This is a genomic window from Pseudomonas sp. Pse79, from assembly GCF_024519615.1.
Lineage (GTDB): Bacteria > Pseudomonadota > Gammaproteobacteria > Pseudomonadales > Pseudomonadaceae > Aquipseudomonas > Aquipseudomonas veronii.
This window is the reverse complement of the sequence record NZ_JALJRR010000025.1, coordinates 19,951-37,576: the sequence shown is the minus strand read 5'-3', so window position 1 is coordinate 37,576 and position 17,626 is coordinate 19,951. Positions and strand designations below refer to the sequence as shown.

The following is a 17,626-nucleotide window of genomic DNA, read 5'->3' as shown; positions in this document are numbered from 1 at the left end:
CTCGTGAGCGCCTGGAGCTCATGCAGCAACTAGTTAACGCGAACACTAATAACCCGAATCAATCAGCCTTCAGCAGCGCTCTCCATGTTGCCGGCGTACCCAGTTCAGAATCGACCAACTGATTTTCGAATCGATTGCGCTCACCTATGGCACTGACCGAGCGATCGGTAATAGAGAACCAAAAGATACCGACAAATGCTACGGCCATGGAAAACAAGGCCGGATATTCGTATGGGAACCAGGCTTGCGGATTATGGAGGATCTTGACCCACACGGTCGGGCTAAGAATGCATAGGGTAATGGCTGATACCAGCCCCAGCGATCCGCCAATCACGGCGCCACGTGTCGTCAGGCCCTTCCAGTAAATCGACAATAGCAGCACGGGGAAGTTGGAACTTGCGGCGATGGAGAACGTTAAGCTCACAATAAATGCGATGTTCTGTTTTTCAAAAGCAATGGCCAATAGAATCGACAACACCCCCAACACGATGGTTGTAACGCGAGAGACGCGCATCTCTTCACGGTCGCTGGCGGTGCCCCGGCGCAAGGCATGTGCATAGAGGTCATGCGAAACAGCAGACGAGCCTGCAAGGGTGAGCCCAGCCACCACCGCCAATATCGTCGAGAACGACACAGCACACATAAACCCTAGGAACACATTACCGCCTACGTTGTGTGCGAGGTGAATCGCAACCATATTAACGCCGCCTGATATTCCCCCTGATGCATCGTGATAGGCCGGATTGCTGGCAACCAAGGCGATAGTGCCGAAGCCGATGATTACGATCAGGGCATACCCTATGCCGACAAGACCGGTGGCATAAAGAATACTTTGGCGTGCGGCCTTAACGTTACCGACAGTGAAAAACCGCATGAGAATATGTGGAAGGCCTGCCGTGCCGAAGACTAATGCCAGGCCTAGGGAAATCGCAGACACCGGGTCGCTGATCAGACCGCCTGGACTCATGATTACGACATGGGAAGGATGCACCTGGGTCGCTTGAGTAAACAGCTGGTTCAGGCTGAATCCGAATTGGGACAGCACCATGAAAGCCATGAAGACGCAGCCGGTCAGCAGTAATACGGCCTTGATAATCTGAATCCAGGTGGTTGCTAACATCCCACCAAAGAAAACATAAATCACCATTAGCGTGCCCACTAGAAGCACTGCTGCGGTGTAATCGAAACCAAACAGCAACTCCACTAGTTTTCCGGCACCTACCAGTTGAGAAACCAGGTAAAGCAACACGATCACAATGGAACTGGAGGCTGAAAATGCCCGTATGGGCCGCGGTTTCAACCGATAGGACAGTACATCTGCCAGGGTGTAGCGCCCCAGGTTTCGCAGTGGCTCCGCAATCAGAAACAGAATGATCGGCCAACTGGCAAGGAAGCCGATCGAGTAAATCAGCCCATCAAATCCACTGGTGAAAACCAAGGCGGAGATGCCCAGCAAAGACGCCGCAGACATGTAGTCGCCAGCGATAGCCCAGCCATTCTGGAAGCCGGTGATTTTTCCTCCTGCGGCATAGTGATCCGCGACGCTATTGTTTTTGCGTGCCGCCCACCGGGTGACGAACAGCGTGAAAATAACGAAGGCCAAAAACATGCCGATGGCAATGGGATTATGTTTTTGTACGGCGCCAGGGATATCGGCCGCGTATACCGTTACCGAAGCAAGCATGGCGGCGATTGTAATAAGTAGACGCTTCATTTGTTGAAGCTCCTGATAATTGTTTTTATTTTAGGGTCGTAGCAGGTGTTAGTGCGCCAGACATAGACAGCAACGAGGAGAGTCGTGAAAGCGAGCATTCCAAAACCGATTGGCACGCCCCACGTCATCGGCTGCCCTTCTGTGATAGGCGTACCCAAACGGGCAGGTATAAAGGCCAGGGAAAGAATAAAACCAAAATAGACGGCGAGCATAAGCGCCGTCATGCTCCACGAAAATAGTCGGCGCTGTTTTACCAAAGCACGAAACTCCGTATTTTCGAGAATCGGGTTTTGAATAGTGTCGTCAACCTGTTCAGCGGACATGGTCGGGCCACCGTCTTGCGGATATGCATGTTCCATGGTGATCTCCAGCAAATGGCTTGTGGCTGAGTTAAAACTTCACGGGCACTGCAGTCTCACGCATCACGGCTTCCGGAGTCCGGTACAACTCCGCCATGTCACGCTCTTCCTCGCTTTTCAGTTGCGCCTGCATATACGCGCCAAGATGCCTGGCGTGCTGAACAATCGACGCGCCGAAACGACAGCGCTGCTCGCTGTAGTCCGCCAATGCCTCTTCAACCGTTGCATGTCGCGCAAGTGCGTCCACGATTGCCAACGCATCACCGGCGGCCTTGGTAACGCCCATCCCACAATGGGGACGCGCCACGAATGCCGCGTCGCCGAGCAATGCAACACGGCCAAAATTCATCTTCGGTACTTCCAGGTCGTAAATTGGCTGGAATAACGGCTGAGCAGCTTTCTTAACGACTTCGGCAAACTGCGGGGCCAGTAATGTCTCTGCGGACTTGTACATAGTGTCGAGCACATCACGGCGTATCAGCGCCGGAGGAATCCCGCCTTCAAACTGTTTACCGCTTTCATCACGCAGCAAATCCTTCAAGTCATCGTCACCGCTGGTGCGGTACCACACGAAGTTGTAACGGCGCTCGCCGACAAGGGTGCTGTTGGAATGCCCGGCAACTGGATACCCCAGGATCTGCTCATGCGGGGGCAAACAAAACGCGAATTTATCGAAAAGTGCGGCGTGGGCAGCGTCAGACAGAGCACTTTCATCGACTAACCCGCGCCAGGCGATATAGCCGGCATATTGCAGATGCACATCGGGTAAAAAATGTTGGCGAATCGTCGACCGAAACCCATCAGCCGCAACAATGACGTCTGCTTGATGAGTCGTCCCATCGGCCAATGTCACGCTGGCATGGGTTTCAGTACTTTCGACCGACACCACACTGCCACCGCAGCGATACCGTGAGTCTGGGAATGCGCAGCGAAGCACCTGGTACATCTTCCCCCATGCGGTCAACGTTTGTGGAAGCGCATTCTCAAGTACGGCTTCGCCGTCCTGGGCCAAAGTGACGCGCGACAGCACATCGATACCTACCGATGCGTCGAGGGGAATTCCCGCTGCGGCCATCGCTTCGAACAACTCAGGGTGTGTAACGATCCCTGCGCCTCGTCCAGCGAGTTCATCCGGAACGCGTTCGAAGACCTCAACGTCCCAACCGTTGCGCAACAGCATATTTGCTGCAAACAGGCCGCCCAGCGAGCCGCCCACGACTATGGCGCGGGGCTTGTTCGAGGCGTTCATCATGGCTGCTCTCCCACCGTTGCAGAGGCATGGGAGGCGTAAGAACCCACAGCATCGATCTCGGAGGCCGGGAAATTGAGCTCGATGGTGACACCAGACGGATCTTCGATGAACACTTGATGCAGGCCTAGGCTCGGCACGGTGCGATCGCGCCACGCAATCCCTTCGGCTTTGAAGACGTCCCAGAACTCGACCAGGCCGGTGACCAAAAAAGCAATGTGATCAACCGTCCCAGTGCCTGTCAGCGGGATTTCTTTATCGCCCAGGTATTTTTTCAGGCCTTCAGGATTGGAAGGATCAATCCCGATAATGTGGACCGTGCCGAAGTCCTTCTCATCACCGCCCATGTACAACCAAACGCCAGGAAAATCGAATGGCGGCCGGTAGCCTGGAGTAAAACCGAGGACCCTTTCATAGAATCGACTGGACTTTTCCAGGTCGAACGACCGGATCGAGTAGTGAGCGAGCTTCACGACTTGCATGGTGCCTCCAACAGTTTTTTTGTATTTATTTATCAGTTGATAAACAATACGACCAGCTGAAATTGAAGTAAATAGGTGGCGGATCAAATTTTTGAGGACAGGCTTGAACCACGCGGTGGCGTCGCCAACAGCGAACGGGCTTCAGGCGTTGGGAAAGAGCTTTTCAGAGCAGGATGGTGCGCGGACACCCCTCTTCACCCGCTCAGTTGAAGGCTGAAACAGGTGATGAGTGGTCGACAAAAAAGCAGGGCAAAATAGGCGATCAGGAGGCAACAAACAGGAAATCGAAACCGATCAATTCAAGCGAGGCTTCTTACCCAAATCGTTATCGACTTGCTGCAGTACGTGGGGACTGCCGTTAAGGAACGCATCGACCATTTGCTCGATCAGCGCATCTATGTCCTCAGTCACTGGAAGATCGTAAATCCATTTGCGAACACCGATATAGAAAATGCTGGCATGCAGACTCCAGATCAGCTCGAGCTCTTTTTCATTGATCGTGTCACCTGAGGATGGCGCCAATCCATGAGTCTGGCGGATTTCTGCAATGACAGGGATGAAGACCCGCTCACGCAATTTAGCCAGATACCGATCATTGATGCCTTCACGTGTCAGCCCGGCGAATACGAAGATACGAATCCACTCTCGCCGCAGAATCACACGAGCGTATGAGGTGTAGAAATGAACCAGGCGAGACTGAAGGGGTTCGGAGCGATCCTTGATCATCGCCTCCCACGAGGAATCCCACTGATATACCTCGTCGTACACGCGGTCTATCAGTGCCTCTTTGCTGGGGAAATATCGATAGAGTAACGGTTGGGTAATATCCAGTTGTCGCGCCAGCTCACGGGTACTGCCCGAGAATCCGCACGTCGCAAAATGCTCGATAGCTTTCTGCACGATTTGCTTTTCCCTGACCTCAGGCGAAAGGCGTCGAGTCGTCGATTTGACGGGGTCTGCTGATTTCGCTGATTTTCCCGACTCGTACTCGTCTCTATCTTTTGAGTCTTGCATAACGCCTCGCTGGAGCTTCATTAAGGCATCATACAAAACAAAAGAATGCACTGGCTATGAACCACACCTATTTGGCCAGACGACTTTCAATATCCTTCTTGAACAACGCAGGTCGGCTTAAATAATGCCCCATGGCCAACACTTCCATTTGGCCGTCGATCTCCAGCGCAAATGCCGGAAAGCCGCGCGCATTCAGAGCTTCAAGCATCTCGTTGCTGCGCTTGATGTGGTCTTGCAATGAGTCTGCTGTGATCAAATCAAAAGTTGCCATAAACGATTCGGGTTCAAACCCAAGCTCATTGGCAATGCCGGCGATTACCCCTCGGTCAGCAATGGCCTGACCTTCTTGGTAGTAGGCAGTTTGCAGGCGTTTGAGCATTTCGATGCCACGTCCGGACAGCTGTTGAGCGGTCAACATCGCTGCAATCGGTGGTGAAGAGTCCAACTGGACATTTTCATGTTCCAGTACGCCTTGAACATAGGCGTCCGCGAAGGTCTGTTTGCTGAATGCCGTAATCCGGGCTTCGTGAGGACGAACAAAATCGCGCCACTCACCCGACATCAACTTGCTTTTGTCCCCCGAGAGCATGCCCACGCCATGGGCCTGAATTTCCAGGCCAGGAATAGCGGTGGCCGCCGTGATCATCGGCGCCGCCCCATAGCACCAGCCACAGAACGGGTCGTAGACGTAATGCAATGTCGCAGTGCTCATTCAAATCTCCGGGATCTGCCGTGCCACACGGCGAAAGAGGTTCGTTACGTCGTGGATCAAACATGCGAAAACAGCAATGAGGCGATCAGCGCTCGGCCAAGCCTTCAGGCCCGAGCAATTCGCTGATGAAATCGATAAACGCATTGACGCGTTTGGAGCCACGATGATTGGGAAGATACAACGCAGAAATGGCCGAACTGGCATCGTTCGGATTGATAACAAAGGACTCGAACAATGACGTCAAATCACCGCTGCCAATATCGTCGTTGACGAGCCAGTCAGGTAACAGAGCCACCCCGCCACCCGCCAGCGCAACCTCACGTAAAACCTCCGCATTGTTGCTTTTGAAGCGCCCCTCAATCGGTACTCGAGTCTCCTCACCTTCCTTTAAGAAAGTCCACACCTGCTGCTTTGGGCCGTAACTAAAACGCAGACACTCGTGTTGCATGAGGTCCATGGGATGTTCAGGAAAACCATGTGCATTCAGGTACTCGGCACTGGCCACAACCCGGCGTCTGAAATGACCGACGGGACGACTGACGACACCATCCATGGCTGCTGCCGATCCCAATCGGATCGCCAGATCAACGCGTTCCCCCAGTAGTTCGACGATGTCATCGGAGAGCGTCATGTCCAACACAAGTTGAGGGTATCGCTTCAACAGCGAGGCAATATGCGGCGCAATCAGACGGCGCCCCAGCGCTACGGGCACGGAAATACGAAGATGGCCCGCAGGGAGTTCCCCGCGGTCAGTGACCGAGGCATCCGCCTCGGCGACAGCATTCAGCACCTCCCGCGCTTTCAAGTAGTAGGCGGCCCCGGCATCTGATAATGAGATTTGACGCGTGGATCGATTAAGCAGGACAGCGCCTAGTTCCGCCTCAAGCCCATCGATCATCCGAGTCACAGAAGACGTCGCCAGGCCTAACTGTCGAGCGGCAGAAGAAAAGCCCTTCGAATCCACAGCCTGGACGAACATCTTCAATGCGAGCAGCTTGTCCATGACACTCCTTGACTCACCCGTTGTTCATCTTGAGCATTGCGCCAGTTCGGGTCCGACGAGAAACCACCGAGAAGACGACCAAAGCGACCAGTGACAATCCGCTTCCCACCGCAGCAATCGCCAACCAGCCGGCATGTTCATAAAGCGAACTGGCCACCGAAGAACCGATTGCACCACCGATAAAGATACTGATCATGTACAACGCATTCAGACGGCCTCTGTTAGCAATGCCCAAGGCGTAGACGGCTCGCTGACCCAGCACCATGTTCATTTGTACTGCAAAATCCAGCGCTATACCGGTGACCGCTAATCCAATCACACCGTAAAAGGGATTGATGAAGGCCGGTAGGAAACTCAATACCCCCAGCACCATGGCCAACTGCGACGCTCGTCGAGTATGTCCTGCATCAGCGAGTCGACCACTGATAGGTGCGGCAATTGCACCGATGGCGCCGACCAGAGAGAAAATCGCAATCTGACTTTGCGTGAGGCCGAACTCACGACTCAATATCAACGGCACAGCGGTCCAGAACAAACTGAACGCCGCAAACATCAGCCCTTGATAAAGCGCGCGCTGACGCAGCACGGGCTCGTGACAAAACAGTTGTCCCAGGGACATCAGCAATTGACCATACGACGCGCGATGGGTCGGTTGCCATTTAGGCATGGTCATGCCAATCACGATGGAGATAACGAGCATCAAGGCGGCGGCCCCGATAAACACCGCCCGCCAGCCCAAATGATCGGCAACCAGACTCGACAGCGGCCGCGCAAGCAGAATCCCTAGCAGCAAGCCACCCATAATCCCGCCAACTACCCGACCGCGAGATTCTTCCGGTGTCAGATGTGCCGCCAACGGGATAAGCATCTGCACGGAGACTGAGCTGAAACCGATGAGTGCCGACACCGCTAGAAATACACTTGGCTGCTTGGACAAACCGGCGGCTACCAGGCTGAAGATCGTAATCACAATTGTCGCGATCATCAGCCGACGGTTTTCTACCAGATCCGCCAAGGGCACCAGGAAAAACAATCCGAGCGCATAACCAATCTGAGTCAGCGAAACGATGAAACTCGCGCTTCCACTCGACATGCCGATATCCGGGGCGATCAAGCTGATAATCGGTTGAGCGTAATAGATGTTGGCCACGATGGCACCGCAACAAAAAGCAAACAGAAGCACGAGCCCCTTTGTCATCGACGCTTTTTGTATCGTCGCTGCTGTATCTCTTGTAGAAACGCCCATGCCATAGACTCCTGAGGTTCGACAGCGGTGACTCTTCAGAAAAGGTCACGCGCATTGATGTTTTCCAGGTCAACAACATAGGCGGCACTGCATCTTGAGAGAATATGGTCAGGACGCAACGTCGCGTTGCGTCTTGCGCAAGAGATACCCAGGCTCGGTGAGCGCCCCCGCTTGATTCGAGGACGAGGAATCGCCATGCGCCCAGTAAACTGACTCGCCGATGATCCAAAGGCCAAATACAACTTCCGATGGGATCTGGCTGCTTACACGGTGGCCGAGCTGTTGCATGGCGAAGAAAATGCGGTGTACGCGGACGCTGGATACACCGGTATCGAGAAGCGTGAAGAACATGAAAGTCGTGAGGTGATCTGGCAAATCGCGGCGCGCCGCAGCACCTATTACAAGTTGAATAAACTCAGTGTGCTTTACAAAGCCAAGCGCAAGATTGAGTACTGCAAAGCTCAGACACGAGCCAAGGTTGAGCATCCATTTCGGGTGATAAAGCGGCAATTTGGCGACGTGAAAGTGCGCTTTCGCGGTCTGGTGAAAAACACAGCTCAGTTGACTACGCTGTTCGCTCTGTCAAACTTGTGGAAGGCTCGAAAAAGACTGATGGGTATGGGCGAAAGCGCCCGCAAAACACGATATATATCGGGCCGTTTCGGCTGATAGCGATGAGTGTCGGGAAAGTTTCGACTTGCCGCCGCAACGCGGCAAGTTGATCGGAGCATCCCTAGCTTTTGAGATGAAATTCGCTGTCCAGACGAATACCCTGTAAGAAAACTTCGTCGTGGGACACCACGATCAATGCCCCTTGGTACTGAATCAGCATCTGCTCCAGCGCGATTCTGCTGGGCAGATCCAGATGGTTATCCGGCTCGTCCAGCAACAGCAATTGCGGAGGGCGTTGTGCATACAGCTGCGTAGCCAAGGCTATTTTCAGCCGTTCGCCACCGCTTAGCTGGCAGGTCTTGAGCATCGCACGATTCGCATCAATTCCCATTTGAGCCAGGCGGGTCCGCGCCTCGGCCTCGGGCAACTCCGGATTACTCCCGTAGAGCCATTGCACTGCCGTGCGTTCGGGGTACTGCAATCCGGCGTGTTGATCCAGCCAGCCAACATGGCAACTGCGGATGACTTCGCCTTCGTGTACCGGCAGTTGGCCGGCGATCACTCGCAACAAGGTCGATTTGCCGCTGCCGTTGGCGCCCAAGATCGCCATGCGCATAGGCCCGGTCAGCGTCAGATTGATCGGTGCCGCGTAACCGAACGGGAGAATCACGTCGTTGAGTTGCACAATCAACTTGCCATTGGGCACTACGCTTTCCGGGGACAACATCATTCGTTGAACGTCCGGCGCACACCGCGCACGGGCCTCAGCAATCCGTTGTTGCTGCTGTTCCCGGGCTACCAGTTGATTGAGGCGCAATTTTCCCTGACTGTTTTCACTTCGCTCTTTCTGGGCGTTGGTGATCAGCTTGGTCTGATTGCCGTCACGGGCCTGGCGGTCACCGCGGGCATTGCGCCGTTGCTGACGCTCCATCTGCACGACCATCTCACGTTGCTCACGCTTGGCCTGCGCCCGCTCCCCCTGCAATGCCGACTGGAACGACTGCTGCTCCTGCTCGCGTGCCGCAGCATACTGACTGTAGTTACCGCCATAAACCGACAGCCCCATGGGCGAAAGCTCGACAATTTCGTTCACGTGCTCCAGAAGTCCGCGGTCGTGGCTGATCAACACCAGGCCGTTGGGCCAGCGATCAATCTGCTGCGCAAGCTTGTGTTGCTGATCGATATCTAGGTGGTTGCTGGGTTCATCCAGAATGAGCCAGTCGGCCCGAGACAACCACGCCCCCAGCAGCGCCACACGCTGCCGCTCGCCTCCACTGAGGGCGTCGGTACGGGAGTCTGCATTCAAACGGCCCAGACCGATCTTCTCCAGCTCCGCCTGAAGGCGTGTGGCGCAATCCCATTGGTCAACCGCTAGCGAATGGTCGTCATCGTCAACGCTGCCCAAGGCAATGCGATCCAGCGTTGCCAGAATATGGTCAACACCGGCCAGTGCAGCAACGCTAGGATAACGCTCGGGCTCCAGTAACTGCGCCACGGCGTAAACCTGCCCTTCGCGACGAACGATGCCGCTGGTGGGCAGTTGCTCCCCCGTCAGGAGTCGGCCAAGCAACGACTTGCCACAGCCATTGGCGCCCACGATGCCCGTGGCCCTGGTACTGAAGGTGTGGGTCAATTGATCGAACAGAACGCGCCCGTCGGGCAGGTTGTACGACACTTGATCAAGTTGAAGTAACCGTTGAGTCATGACGCGTCCTTAAACAAGCGGCCCGATAGGCACTGAATCACTCCCTGATGGTGCGCAACAGCACACGGCGGATGGGCCATGACCGTGAACACCTCCACCGGCCCCAGCAAAGCCGCGAGACGCAGGTTGATTTCGTCAAACTCGATCCGATGACCATTGAGTGTGAGCTGACTGTCGGCCCGCCCCAGATACGACAACTGGACTGAATCGCCTCGGACTCTCTAGACACCTTGCGAGCTCAATGGACTGCCCCTGGACTTGCCCCTACCAGACCGGACACCAACTCCCCGTTAAATTGATGCTGCTGCCAAACGCCTAAACTCTCTCGGCGACCGATATTTCAAGGCGCTGTGCGGATGCTGCTCGTTGTAATGCTCGAAGGCAATCGTCAGATTGCGCAGCGCGGTTTCTCGATTCGGTTTGGGCATGTGCGCCACGTAATCACGCTTGATCGTCTTCACAAAGCTCTCTGCCATGCCGTTACTTTGCGGGCTGCGTACCGGTGTGGTCACCGGCTGCAAGCCGATCTGGCGAGCAAACAGACGCGTCTGCTCGGCGATATAAGCCGAGCCGTTATCGCTCAACCACTGCACCGGCGTGCTCGGTAGTTGATCCCCAAATCGCTTCTCCACGCTTTCCAACATCAAGTCTCGGATGTCGTCACCGCTGTAGCCCGTCGGGCTGGCGACCCAGCCGATGGCTTCGCGGTCACAGCAGTCCAGGGCAAAAGTCACGCTCAACTTCGCACCGTCGTCGCAGCGAAACTCGAAGCCGTCCGAGCACCAGCGCGTATCGCTGGTAGTAACGGCAATTCGGCCTTCATGCCGGCGCTGCACGCCAGGCTGCTTGATGCGGCGTTCTAACAGCAGATTGTGATCGCGCATGACGCGGTAAACCCGCTTCACATTGATCGGAGCCAGTGACTGAACTTCACGCTCGCGGCGCAGCAACCCCCAAACACGGCGGTAGCCATAGCTCGGTAACTCGCTGACCTGCTCCTTAATCTCGGCGACCAACTCCGTATCGTTCACGAGCCGACGTCGCCGTACTTTAGGCGATACCGATTGCTTGATCCGAACCGTTAATTGCGAGCGCGACACACCGAGACATTCGCTGACCAGTTTCACTGGTCGTCCCCCGGCAACAAGGGTGAGTGCGCAATCCATTTTCGCGACCGGGCGATCTCCACGGCCTCTTTTAGGACTTCGGCTTCCATCGTCTTCTTGCCCAGCATCCGCTGCAATTCTCGGATCTGCTTGAGCGCATCGCTCAGTTCCGACGCCGGTACAACGGCCTCGCCCGCACTGACCGCCGATAGACTTCCGTCCTGATACAGCTTGCGCCAAAGAAACAGCTGGTTGGCGTTGATGCCGTTGCGTCGGGCCACCACGGACACACTTTGTCCCGGTTCAAGGCTCTCGCGAACCATGGCCAGCTTCTGGTCGGTGCTCCAGCGGCGTCGGCGCTCCTGGCCGAGCAGCTCGCCACCCTTATCATTGCTGTTAGTCATAAACATACCCGTTTGCCTATCCCTTATCGTAAGGGGGAAACGGTGTCCTGTCTTTCATGGGGCTCGTTCAGCCCCCAGCATCGTAGACATCTCCAGCCTATGCCCCGATACGGGTATTCGCTGGTAAATTAGCCCAACGTCGAAAACTCTTAACCTTTTCAGTGAGCTCTTAAGCTCAAGTAGGTATGTGTCGCATGAAGATATGCAATTGGGCGTTTCTCGTCAAAGGGCCACGCTCCTCCTTAGAGTGCCTGCCTCAGATCACGCCTTGGTGGTCATTGAGCCTGTCGACTGAGCACCTCGAGTGGGAGGTATTCTTACCCGACGAACAACACGAAGAAGATTTCGAAAAGCAACTCGATATGGCCATTCAGGCAATTGTCAGAATGAACGGTATTGCTGTCAGCGCCGGACATCCCGGCCTGATCGAAATGACTCACCACGTCGAATACGACGCGCAAAACAACAGGTCTCTGGCCATTCCACTGCGAGTGGCTCTTAAAGTCACCAAGCTCAGCGGATTTGGTCCGACGGAGCCCGCATCGATTGATTTCTCCAGGATCAGTGCGGTCAAACTCTCGATATTGGCCACCTTGCTGGATTACTGGGGACAACCAAATGCAGAGTCCTACGAAGGGTTGTATAAAATTTACGAACTCATTCAGTCAGTCGCCCCAGAGTTGCCCCGGGCCATATCCAACAACAAACTTTCTCGTCTAAAACAAACCTGCAACAACATTTCCTCAGGCCCTACAGCCAGACATGCAGACCTCAATGCGGATCCGGTGAGCAAACCTCTACCGCTTTCAGAAATAAGACAGACCATCGGCTATCTTTCCGAACTCTTCATTCAGTCCATCACGCTGCCTCCCCAGCAGGCTGACGACCCCACCTATGACCAAACCGCCGAAATCGCGCACCGGCCCGATGGGAGGGCATAGGGCATAATTGGTGCTTTCATCATCAGGAACTTCATAGCCCCCATCAACACGCACCTCTCCCGATGACACCATGTATATCCGACGACTGTACCGGAGCCTGAGCGATTCCCGGACCATTTCACTAGCAACAGTGAGCTCCGCACTGCCTATAGCCATCGCTAGTAGCTCGCTTCACTTTAACAAGCGACTTCGCACCTTCAAACTCTTGCACTAATACCACTGCCCAAGGGCACGAGAGTCGAACGCCGCTCAAGCGGCATATTTACCGAGACCCAAACAATCCGTGGGAGTAAATGTGGGAGTATTTTTGAGACATGAAAAAGCCCAATCTTTTCAGATTGGGCTAAGTCATTGAAAAATATGGTCGGGACGGAGTGATTCGAACACTCGACCCCTAGCACCCCATGCTAGTGCGCTACCGGACTGCGCTACGCCCCGACTAGGCGTGTTACTGGGTTCGCTTCGCAATGAAGCGATCAGGAATATACCGCAAGCTTTTGAAATGTGGAAGTATTTTAAAAGCCTGAATCATTTTTTCAGAACCACCAGCACATCTTCGAGTTCGGAGATCATTTGGCGGATCAGTTGCTTGTATTGGGTGGTGTCGTCTTTGGCTTCATCACCGGACATGCGCTGGCGCGCGCCGCTGATGGTGAACCCCTGGTCGTACAGCAATGCACGGATCTGTCGGATCATCAGCACATCCTGGCGCTGATAATACCGACGGTTCCCGGTGCGTTTGACGGGGTTGAGTTGAGGAAACTCCTGCTCCCAATAGCGCAGCACATGCGGTTTTACCGCACAAAGCTCGCTGACTTCACCGATGGTGAAGTAGCGTTTGCCTGGGATGACGGGTAGCTCGTCGTTATGACTTGGTTCCAGCATAAGCCTCAACTCGGGCCTTCAACTTCTGCCCTGGACGAAAGGTGACCACACGGCGAGCCGTGATCGGGATTTCTTCTCCCGTTTTTGGATTGCGGCCAGGCCGCTGGCGTTTGTCTCGCAGGTCAAAATTGCCGAAACCGGACAATTTGACCTGTTCATTGTCTTCCAGAGCGTGTCTGATTTCTTCAAAGAACAACTCGACCAATTCCTTGGCCTCGCGTTTGTTCAGACCCAACTCTTCGTACAGACGTTCCGCCATCTCAGCTTTCGTCAAAGCCCCCATACGTCACTTCCTTAACGTGGCGTTCAACCTTTGTTCGAGCGAGGTGAGGATATTTTGTGTCGTGGTATTCACCTCATCGTCATTAAGAGTGCGCGATGGATGCTGCCAGGTCAAGCCAACTGCAAGGCTTTTTCTATGCGGATCAATGCCTTTACCCTGATAGACGTCAAATAGCCTGAGGTCCGTCAGCCATTCGCCTGCATTTTCACGGATGACATCCAGAACGGCCGTGGCGGACACTTCACGATCGGCGATCAGCGCCAGGTCGCGACGCACTTCCGGGAAGCGCGACAGCTCGCTGAATTTCGGCATCTTGCCCAAAGCGACTTCGGCCAGGACCAGTTCGAAAACGAAGACCGGACGGTCGAGACCGAGGGTTTTCGACAGTTCCGGGTGAAGGGCACCGACGAAGCCCACCAGTCGACCTTCGCGCTCGATGCGCGCCGTCTGGCCCGGGTGCAACGCTGGGTGGCTGCCTGGCACGAACGAGAAGTCGTTCAGTGCTCCGGCAAACCCCAATACGGCTTCCACGTCCGCTTTAACGTCGAAGAAGTCCACTGCATCACGGCCTTGGGCCCAGCCTTCCGGCAAGCGGCTACCGCAAACAACACCGGCAAGCATCGGCTCTTGCTTCAAGCCATCCAGCTGGCCGACGAAACGCAGGCCGCTTTCGAACATACGCACGCGGTCTTGCTGGCGGTTCAGGTTGTGGGAAAGTGCTTTCACCAGGCCTGGCCACAACGACGAACGCATGGCAGCCATGTCGTTGGAGATCGGGTTGGCCAACAACAGCGGCTCGACGCCTGGGTTGAACAGTTCGAACTGCTTAGGATCGATGAAGCTGTAGGTCACCGCTTCCTGATAGCCACGGGCAACCAGCAGACGGCGCAGCTCAGGCAGGTGCGCGCGCGCTTCGGCCTTGGGTTGCGGCGCCAGGCGCGCTTGCGGGTAGCGAACCGGCAGACGGTTGTAGCCGTAGAGACGGGCCAGTTCTTCGATCAGGTCGACTTCGAGACTGATATCGAAGCGATGGCTTGGCACCTCAACGCGCCACTGTCCGGCTTCACCGGCGGCAATGCCCAGGCCGAGGGCCGAAAGCAGACGCTCGATTTCCGCTGGCTCGATCACCAGGCCGAGCATTTGCTCAACGCTTTTGGCGCGCAGGGTGATCGGTGCAATCGACGGCAGGTATTGTTCGCTGACGGTTTCAGTGATCGGGCCCGCTTCGCCACCGGTGATTTCCAGCAGCAGGCCAGTGGCGCGCTCCATGGCTTCACGCGCCAGTTTCCAGTCCACGCCACGCTCGTAGCGGTGCGACGCATCGGTGTGCAGGCCGTAGGAACGGGCCTTGCCGGCGATGGCGATCTGGTCGAAGAATGCGCTCTCAAGAAAGATGTCACGCGTGGTTGCGGACACACCGCTGTGTTCGCCACCCATCACGCCGGCAATCGCCAGGGCGCGGGAATGGTCGGCGATCACCAGGGTGTCGGCACGCAGGCTGACTTCCTGGCCGTCGAGCAGAACCAGCTTCTCGCCTTCTTCCGCCATCCGCACACGGATGCCGCCATTGATTTCGGCGAGATCGAACGCGTGCAACGGCTGGCCGAGTTCAATCATCACATAGTTGGTGATATCGACGGCAGCGTCGATGCTGCGCACGTCGGCGCGACGCAGGCGCTCAACCATCCACAGCGGCGTTGGTTTGGACAGGTCGACGTTGCGGATCACACGCCCCAGGTAACGCGGGCACGCGTTGGGTGCCAGTACTTCGATCGAGCGCACTTCATCATGCACCGCAGCAACTGCGGCTACCACCGGCCGGGTGACGGGCGCGTCGTACAGCGCGCCTACTTCACGCGCCAGGCCCGCCAGGGACAGGCAGTCGCCGCGGTTCGGGGTCAGGTCGACCTCGATGCTGGCGTCTTCCAGTTCCAGGTAGACACGAATGTCCTGGCCCACGGGCGCGTCGGCCGGCAGCTCCATCAGGCCATCATTGCCCTCGCCCACCTGCAGTTCCGCCTGGGAGCACAGCATGCCGTTGGACTCAACGCCACGCAGCTTGGCTTTCTTGATCTTGAAGTCGCCCGGCAGTTCGGCGCCGATCATGGCGAACGGGATCTTCAGGCCCGGGCGCACATTAGGCGCTCCGCACACGACCTGGAACGTCTGCGCGCCATTGCTGACCTGACACACACGCAATTTGTCGGCATCGGGGTGCTGCTCGGTGCTCAGCACCTCACCCACGACCACACCGCTGAATACGCCGGCGGCCGGAGTAACGCTATCGACCTCAAGACCGGCCATCGACAGACGAGCAACCAGCTCGTCGCGGCTTACCTGCGGGCTTACCCAGCCACGCAGCCATTGTTCACTGAATTTCATCCTGCTCTCCTAAAGATTCGTTACGACTAGCGAAATTGCGCGAGGAACCGCAAGTCGTTGTCGAAGAACAGACGCAAGTCGTTCACGCCGTAACGCAGCATGGCCAGACGCTCAACGCCCATGCCGAAGGCAAAGCCCGAGAACTCTTCCGGGTCGATCCCGGACATGCGCAGCACGTTGGGGTGAACCATGCCGCAGCCCATCACTTCCAGCCAGCCGGTCTGCTTGCAGACGCGGCAGCCTTTACCGCTGCACATCACGCATTCCATGTCGACTTCGGCGGAAGGCTCGGTGAACGGGAAGAACGATGGACGGAAACGCACCGCCAGCTCTTTCTCGAAGAACACCCGCAGGAACTCTTCGATGGTGCCTTTGAGGTCGGCGAAATTGATATCGCGATCGACCAGCAGGCCTTCGACCTGGTGGAACATCGGCGAGTGGGTAATATCGGAGTCGCTGCGGTACACACGGCCTGGGCAGACGATGCGGATCGGCGGCTTGTTCGCTTCCATGGTGCGGACCTGTACCGGCGAGGTATGGGTGCGCAACAACATGTTCGCGTTGAAATAGAAGGTGTCGTGCATCGACCGGGCCGGGTGATGGCCTGGGATGTTGAGCGCCTCGAAGTTGTGATAGTCGTCTTCGACCTCAGGGCCTTCGGCGATGCCGTAGCCGATATGGGTGAAGAACTGCTCGATACGTTCCAGAGTCCGGGTGATCGGATGCAGACCGCCCGAGGCCTGGCCACGGCCAGGCAAGGTTACGTCAATGGACTCGGCGGCGAGCTTGGCCGAAAGTTCGGCCTCCTCGAGCGACGCCTTGCGCGCATTGAGAACCTCTGTGACACGCTCCTTGGCGACGTTGATCAGCGCACCGACTTGCGGACGCTCTTCAGCCGGCAAATTCCCCAGGGTCTTCATCACCTGAGTCAATTCACCCTTTTTGCCAAGGTAGTGAACCCGGATTTGCTCCAGGGCATTGATATCTTCAGCGCTTTGCACAGCCTCAAGAGCTTGAGCGACGAGCGCGTCCAGGTTTTCCATGTACAGACTCCAGATACAAAATAGGGGAAGAGCTTGAAGGCTCTTCCCCTATTTATGACGTTTAACACCTTGGGCCACAGGAGTAGCCCAGGGTGACTGTCGGGGGTACTTAAGCCAAGGTGGCTTTAGCTTTCTCGACAATCGCAGCAAACGCCGCTTTTTCGTTCACTGCCAGATCAGCCAGAACCTTACGGTCGATCTCGATGGACGCTTTTTTCAGGCCAGCGATGAAACGGCTGTAGGACAGACCGTTAACACGAGCACCAGCGTTGATACGAGCGATCCACAGAGCGCGGAACTGACGTTTTTTCTGACGACGGTCACGGTAGGCGTATTGGCCTGCCTTGATTACCGCTTGCTTGGCGACACGGAATACGCGTGAACGCGCGCCGTAGTAGCCTTTAGCAAGTTTCAGAATTTTTTTGTGACGTTTACGGGCAATGACGCCACGCTTTACACGAGCCATGAGTTACTTCCTCTATTCTT

16 protein-coding genes, 1 tRNA gene and 1 pseudogene are annotated in these 17,626 nt (G+C 55.9%); 2 read left to right on the top strand and 16 right to left on the bottom strand.

Going from position 1 to position 17,626, the window contains the following annotated elements; translation table 11 throughout:
• Positions 1–58: 58 nt before the first annotated feature.
• From NR164_RS24645 to NR164_RS24610, 8 genes are all read right to left on the bottom strand, one after another.
• The gene (locus tag NR164_RS24645) at positions 59–1,714 is read right to left on the bottom strand and encodes a cation acetate symporter (protein ID WP_256823367.1); all 1,656 of its coding nucleotides are present in this window, start codon (positions 1,712–1,714) and stop codon (positions 59–61) included.
• Positions 1,711–2,073, bottom strand: coding sequence for a DUF485 domain-containing protein (locus tag NR164_RS24640; RefSeq protein WP_046382733.1), 363 nt, complete (start codon positions 2,071–2,073; stop codon positions 1,711–1,713). Before NR164_RS24640 ends, NR164_RS24645 begins: the two co-directional genes overlap by 4 nt.
• A gap of 31 nt (positions 2,074–2,104) precedes the next feature.
• Positions 2,105–3,325: an FAD binding domain-containing protein gene (locus tag NR164_RS24635; RefSeq protein ID WP_256823366.1), complete on the bottom strand. Its 1,221-nt coding sequence runs from the start codon at positions 3,323–3,325 to the stop codon at positions 2,105–2,107.
• On the bottom strand, positions 3,322–3,804 hold the full coding sequence (locus NR164_RS24630) for a VOC family protein (RefSeq protein ID WP_057005733.1): 483 nt from the start codon (positions 3,802–3,804) through the stop codon (positions 3,322–3,324). The genes NR164_RS24635 and NR164_RS24630 overlap by 4 nt, the downstream gene beginning before the upstream one ends.
• Positions 3,805–4,098: 294 nt before the next feature.
• Positions 4,099–4,818 carry a TetR/AcrR family transcriptional regulator gene (locus tag NR164_RS24625; RefSeq protein ID WP_256823365.1) on the bottom strand — a complete coding sequence of 240 codons (720 nt, stop codon included), beginning with the start codon at positions 4,816–4,818 and terminating at the stop codon, positions 4,099–4,101.
• 67 nt (positions 4,819–4,885) lie between these two features.
• Positions 4,886–5,530, bottom strand: coding sequence for a DsbA family protein (locus NR164_RS24620; RefSeq protein ID WP_102618318.1), 645 nt, complete (start codon positions 5,528–5,530; stop codon positions 4,886–4,888).
• 85 nt (positions 5,531–5,615) lie between these two features.
• A complete protein-coding gene (locus NR164_RS24615) occupies positions 5,616–6,533 on the bottom strand; it encodes a LysR family transcriptional regulator (protein ID WP_017847603.1) in 918 nt (305 codons plus the stop codon).
• Positions 6,534–6,546: 13 nt separating this feature from the next.
• Positions 6,547–7,779 (bottom strand): MFS transporter, encoded by a 1,233-nt coding sequence (locus NR164_RS24610; protein WP_256823363.1) that lies wholly within the window; start codon positions 7,777–7,779, stop codon positions 6,547–6,549.
• A gap of 270 nt (positions 7,780–8,049) precedes the next feature.
• Here NR164_RS24610 and NR164_RS24605 point away from each other — a divergent pair.
• A pseudogene (locus tag NR164_RS24605) lies at positions 8,050–8,448 on the top strand (transposase); the annotation flags it as partial.
• Between the two features lie 64 nt (positions 8,449–8,512).
• On the opposite strand, the gene NR164_RS24600 reads toward NR164_RS24605, so the two are convergent.
• Positions 8,513–10,096 carry an ABC-F family ATP-binding cassette domain-containing protein gene (locus NR164_RS24600; protein WP_017847606.1) on the bottom strand — a complete coding sequence of 528 codons (1,584 nt, stop codon included), beginning with the start codon at positions 10,094–10,096 and terminating at the stop codon, positions 8,513–8,515.
• 290 nt (positions 10,097–10,386) lie between these two features.
• Positions 10,387–11,606, bottom strand: a protein-coding gene (locus NR164_RS24595; RefSeq protein WP_197884037.1) for an IS3 family transposase whose coding sequence is annotated in 2 segments (ribosomal slippage) — positions 10,387–11,261 and positions 11,261–11,606 — 1,221 coding nt in all. Because the reading frame shifts where the segments join, the coding sequence is not laid out codon by codon here.
• A 194-nt stretch (positions 11,607–11,800) separates the two neighbouring features.
• On the opposite strand from NR164_RS24595, the gene NR164_RS24590 reads away from it, so the two are divergent.
• Positions 11,801–12,547, top strand: a complete 747-nt coding sequence (locus NR164_RS24590) for a hypothetical protein (RefSeq protein ID WP_017847608.1) — start codon at positions 11,801–11,803, stop codon at positions 12,545–12,547.
• 361 nt (positions 12,548–12,908) lie between these two features.
• On the opposite strand, the gene NR164_RS24585 is transcribed toward NR164_RS24590, so the two are convergent.
• The 6 genes from NR164_RS24585 to rplT form a co-directional block, all read right to left on the bottom strand.
• Positions 12,909–12,985: transfer RNA gene (locus NR164_RS24585), tRNA-Pro, on the bottom strand.
• Between the two features lie 90 nt (positions 12,986–13,075).
• Positions 13,076–13,432 (bottom strand): MerR family transcriptional regulator, encoded by a 357-nt coding sequence (locus tag NR164_RS24580; protein ID WP_003174972.1) that lies wholly within the window; start codon positions 13,430–13,432, stop codon positions 13,076–13,078.
• The gene (gene ihfA, locus NR164_RS24575) at positions 13,413–13,715 is read right to left on the bottom strand and encodes an integration host factor subunit alpha (RefSeq protein ID WP_002553164.1); all 303 of its coding nucleotides are present in this window, start codon (positions 13,713–13,715) and stop codon (positions 13,413–13,415) included. Before ihfA ends, NR164_RS24580 begins: the two co-directional genes overlap by 20 nt.
• 3 nt (positions 13,716–13,718) lie before the next feature.
• Positions 13,719–16,097 (bottom strand): phenylalanine--tRNA ligase subunit beta, encoded by a 2,379-nt coding sequence (pheT, locus tag NR164_RS24570; protein WP_017847665.1) that lies wholly within the window; start codon positions 16,095–16,097, stop codon positions 13,719–13,721.
• A 26-nt stretch (positions 16,098–16,123) separates the two neighbouring features.
• A complete protein-coding gene (gene pheS, locus NR164_RS24565) occupies positions 16,124–17,140 on the bottom strand; it encodes a phenylalanine--tRNA ligase subunit alpha (RefSeq protein ID WP_017847666.1) in 1,017 nt (338 codons plus the stop codon).
• A gap of 109 nt (positions 17,141–17,249) precedes the next feature.
• Positions 17,250–17,606 carry a 50S ribosomal protein L20 gene (rplT, locus tag NR164_RS24560; protein ID WP_002553161.1) on the bottom strand — a complete coding sequence of 119 codons (357 nt, stop codon included), beginning with the start codon at positions 17,604–17,606 and terminating at the stop codon, positions 17,250–17,252.
• Positions 17,607–17,626 lie beyond the last annotated feature (20 nt).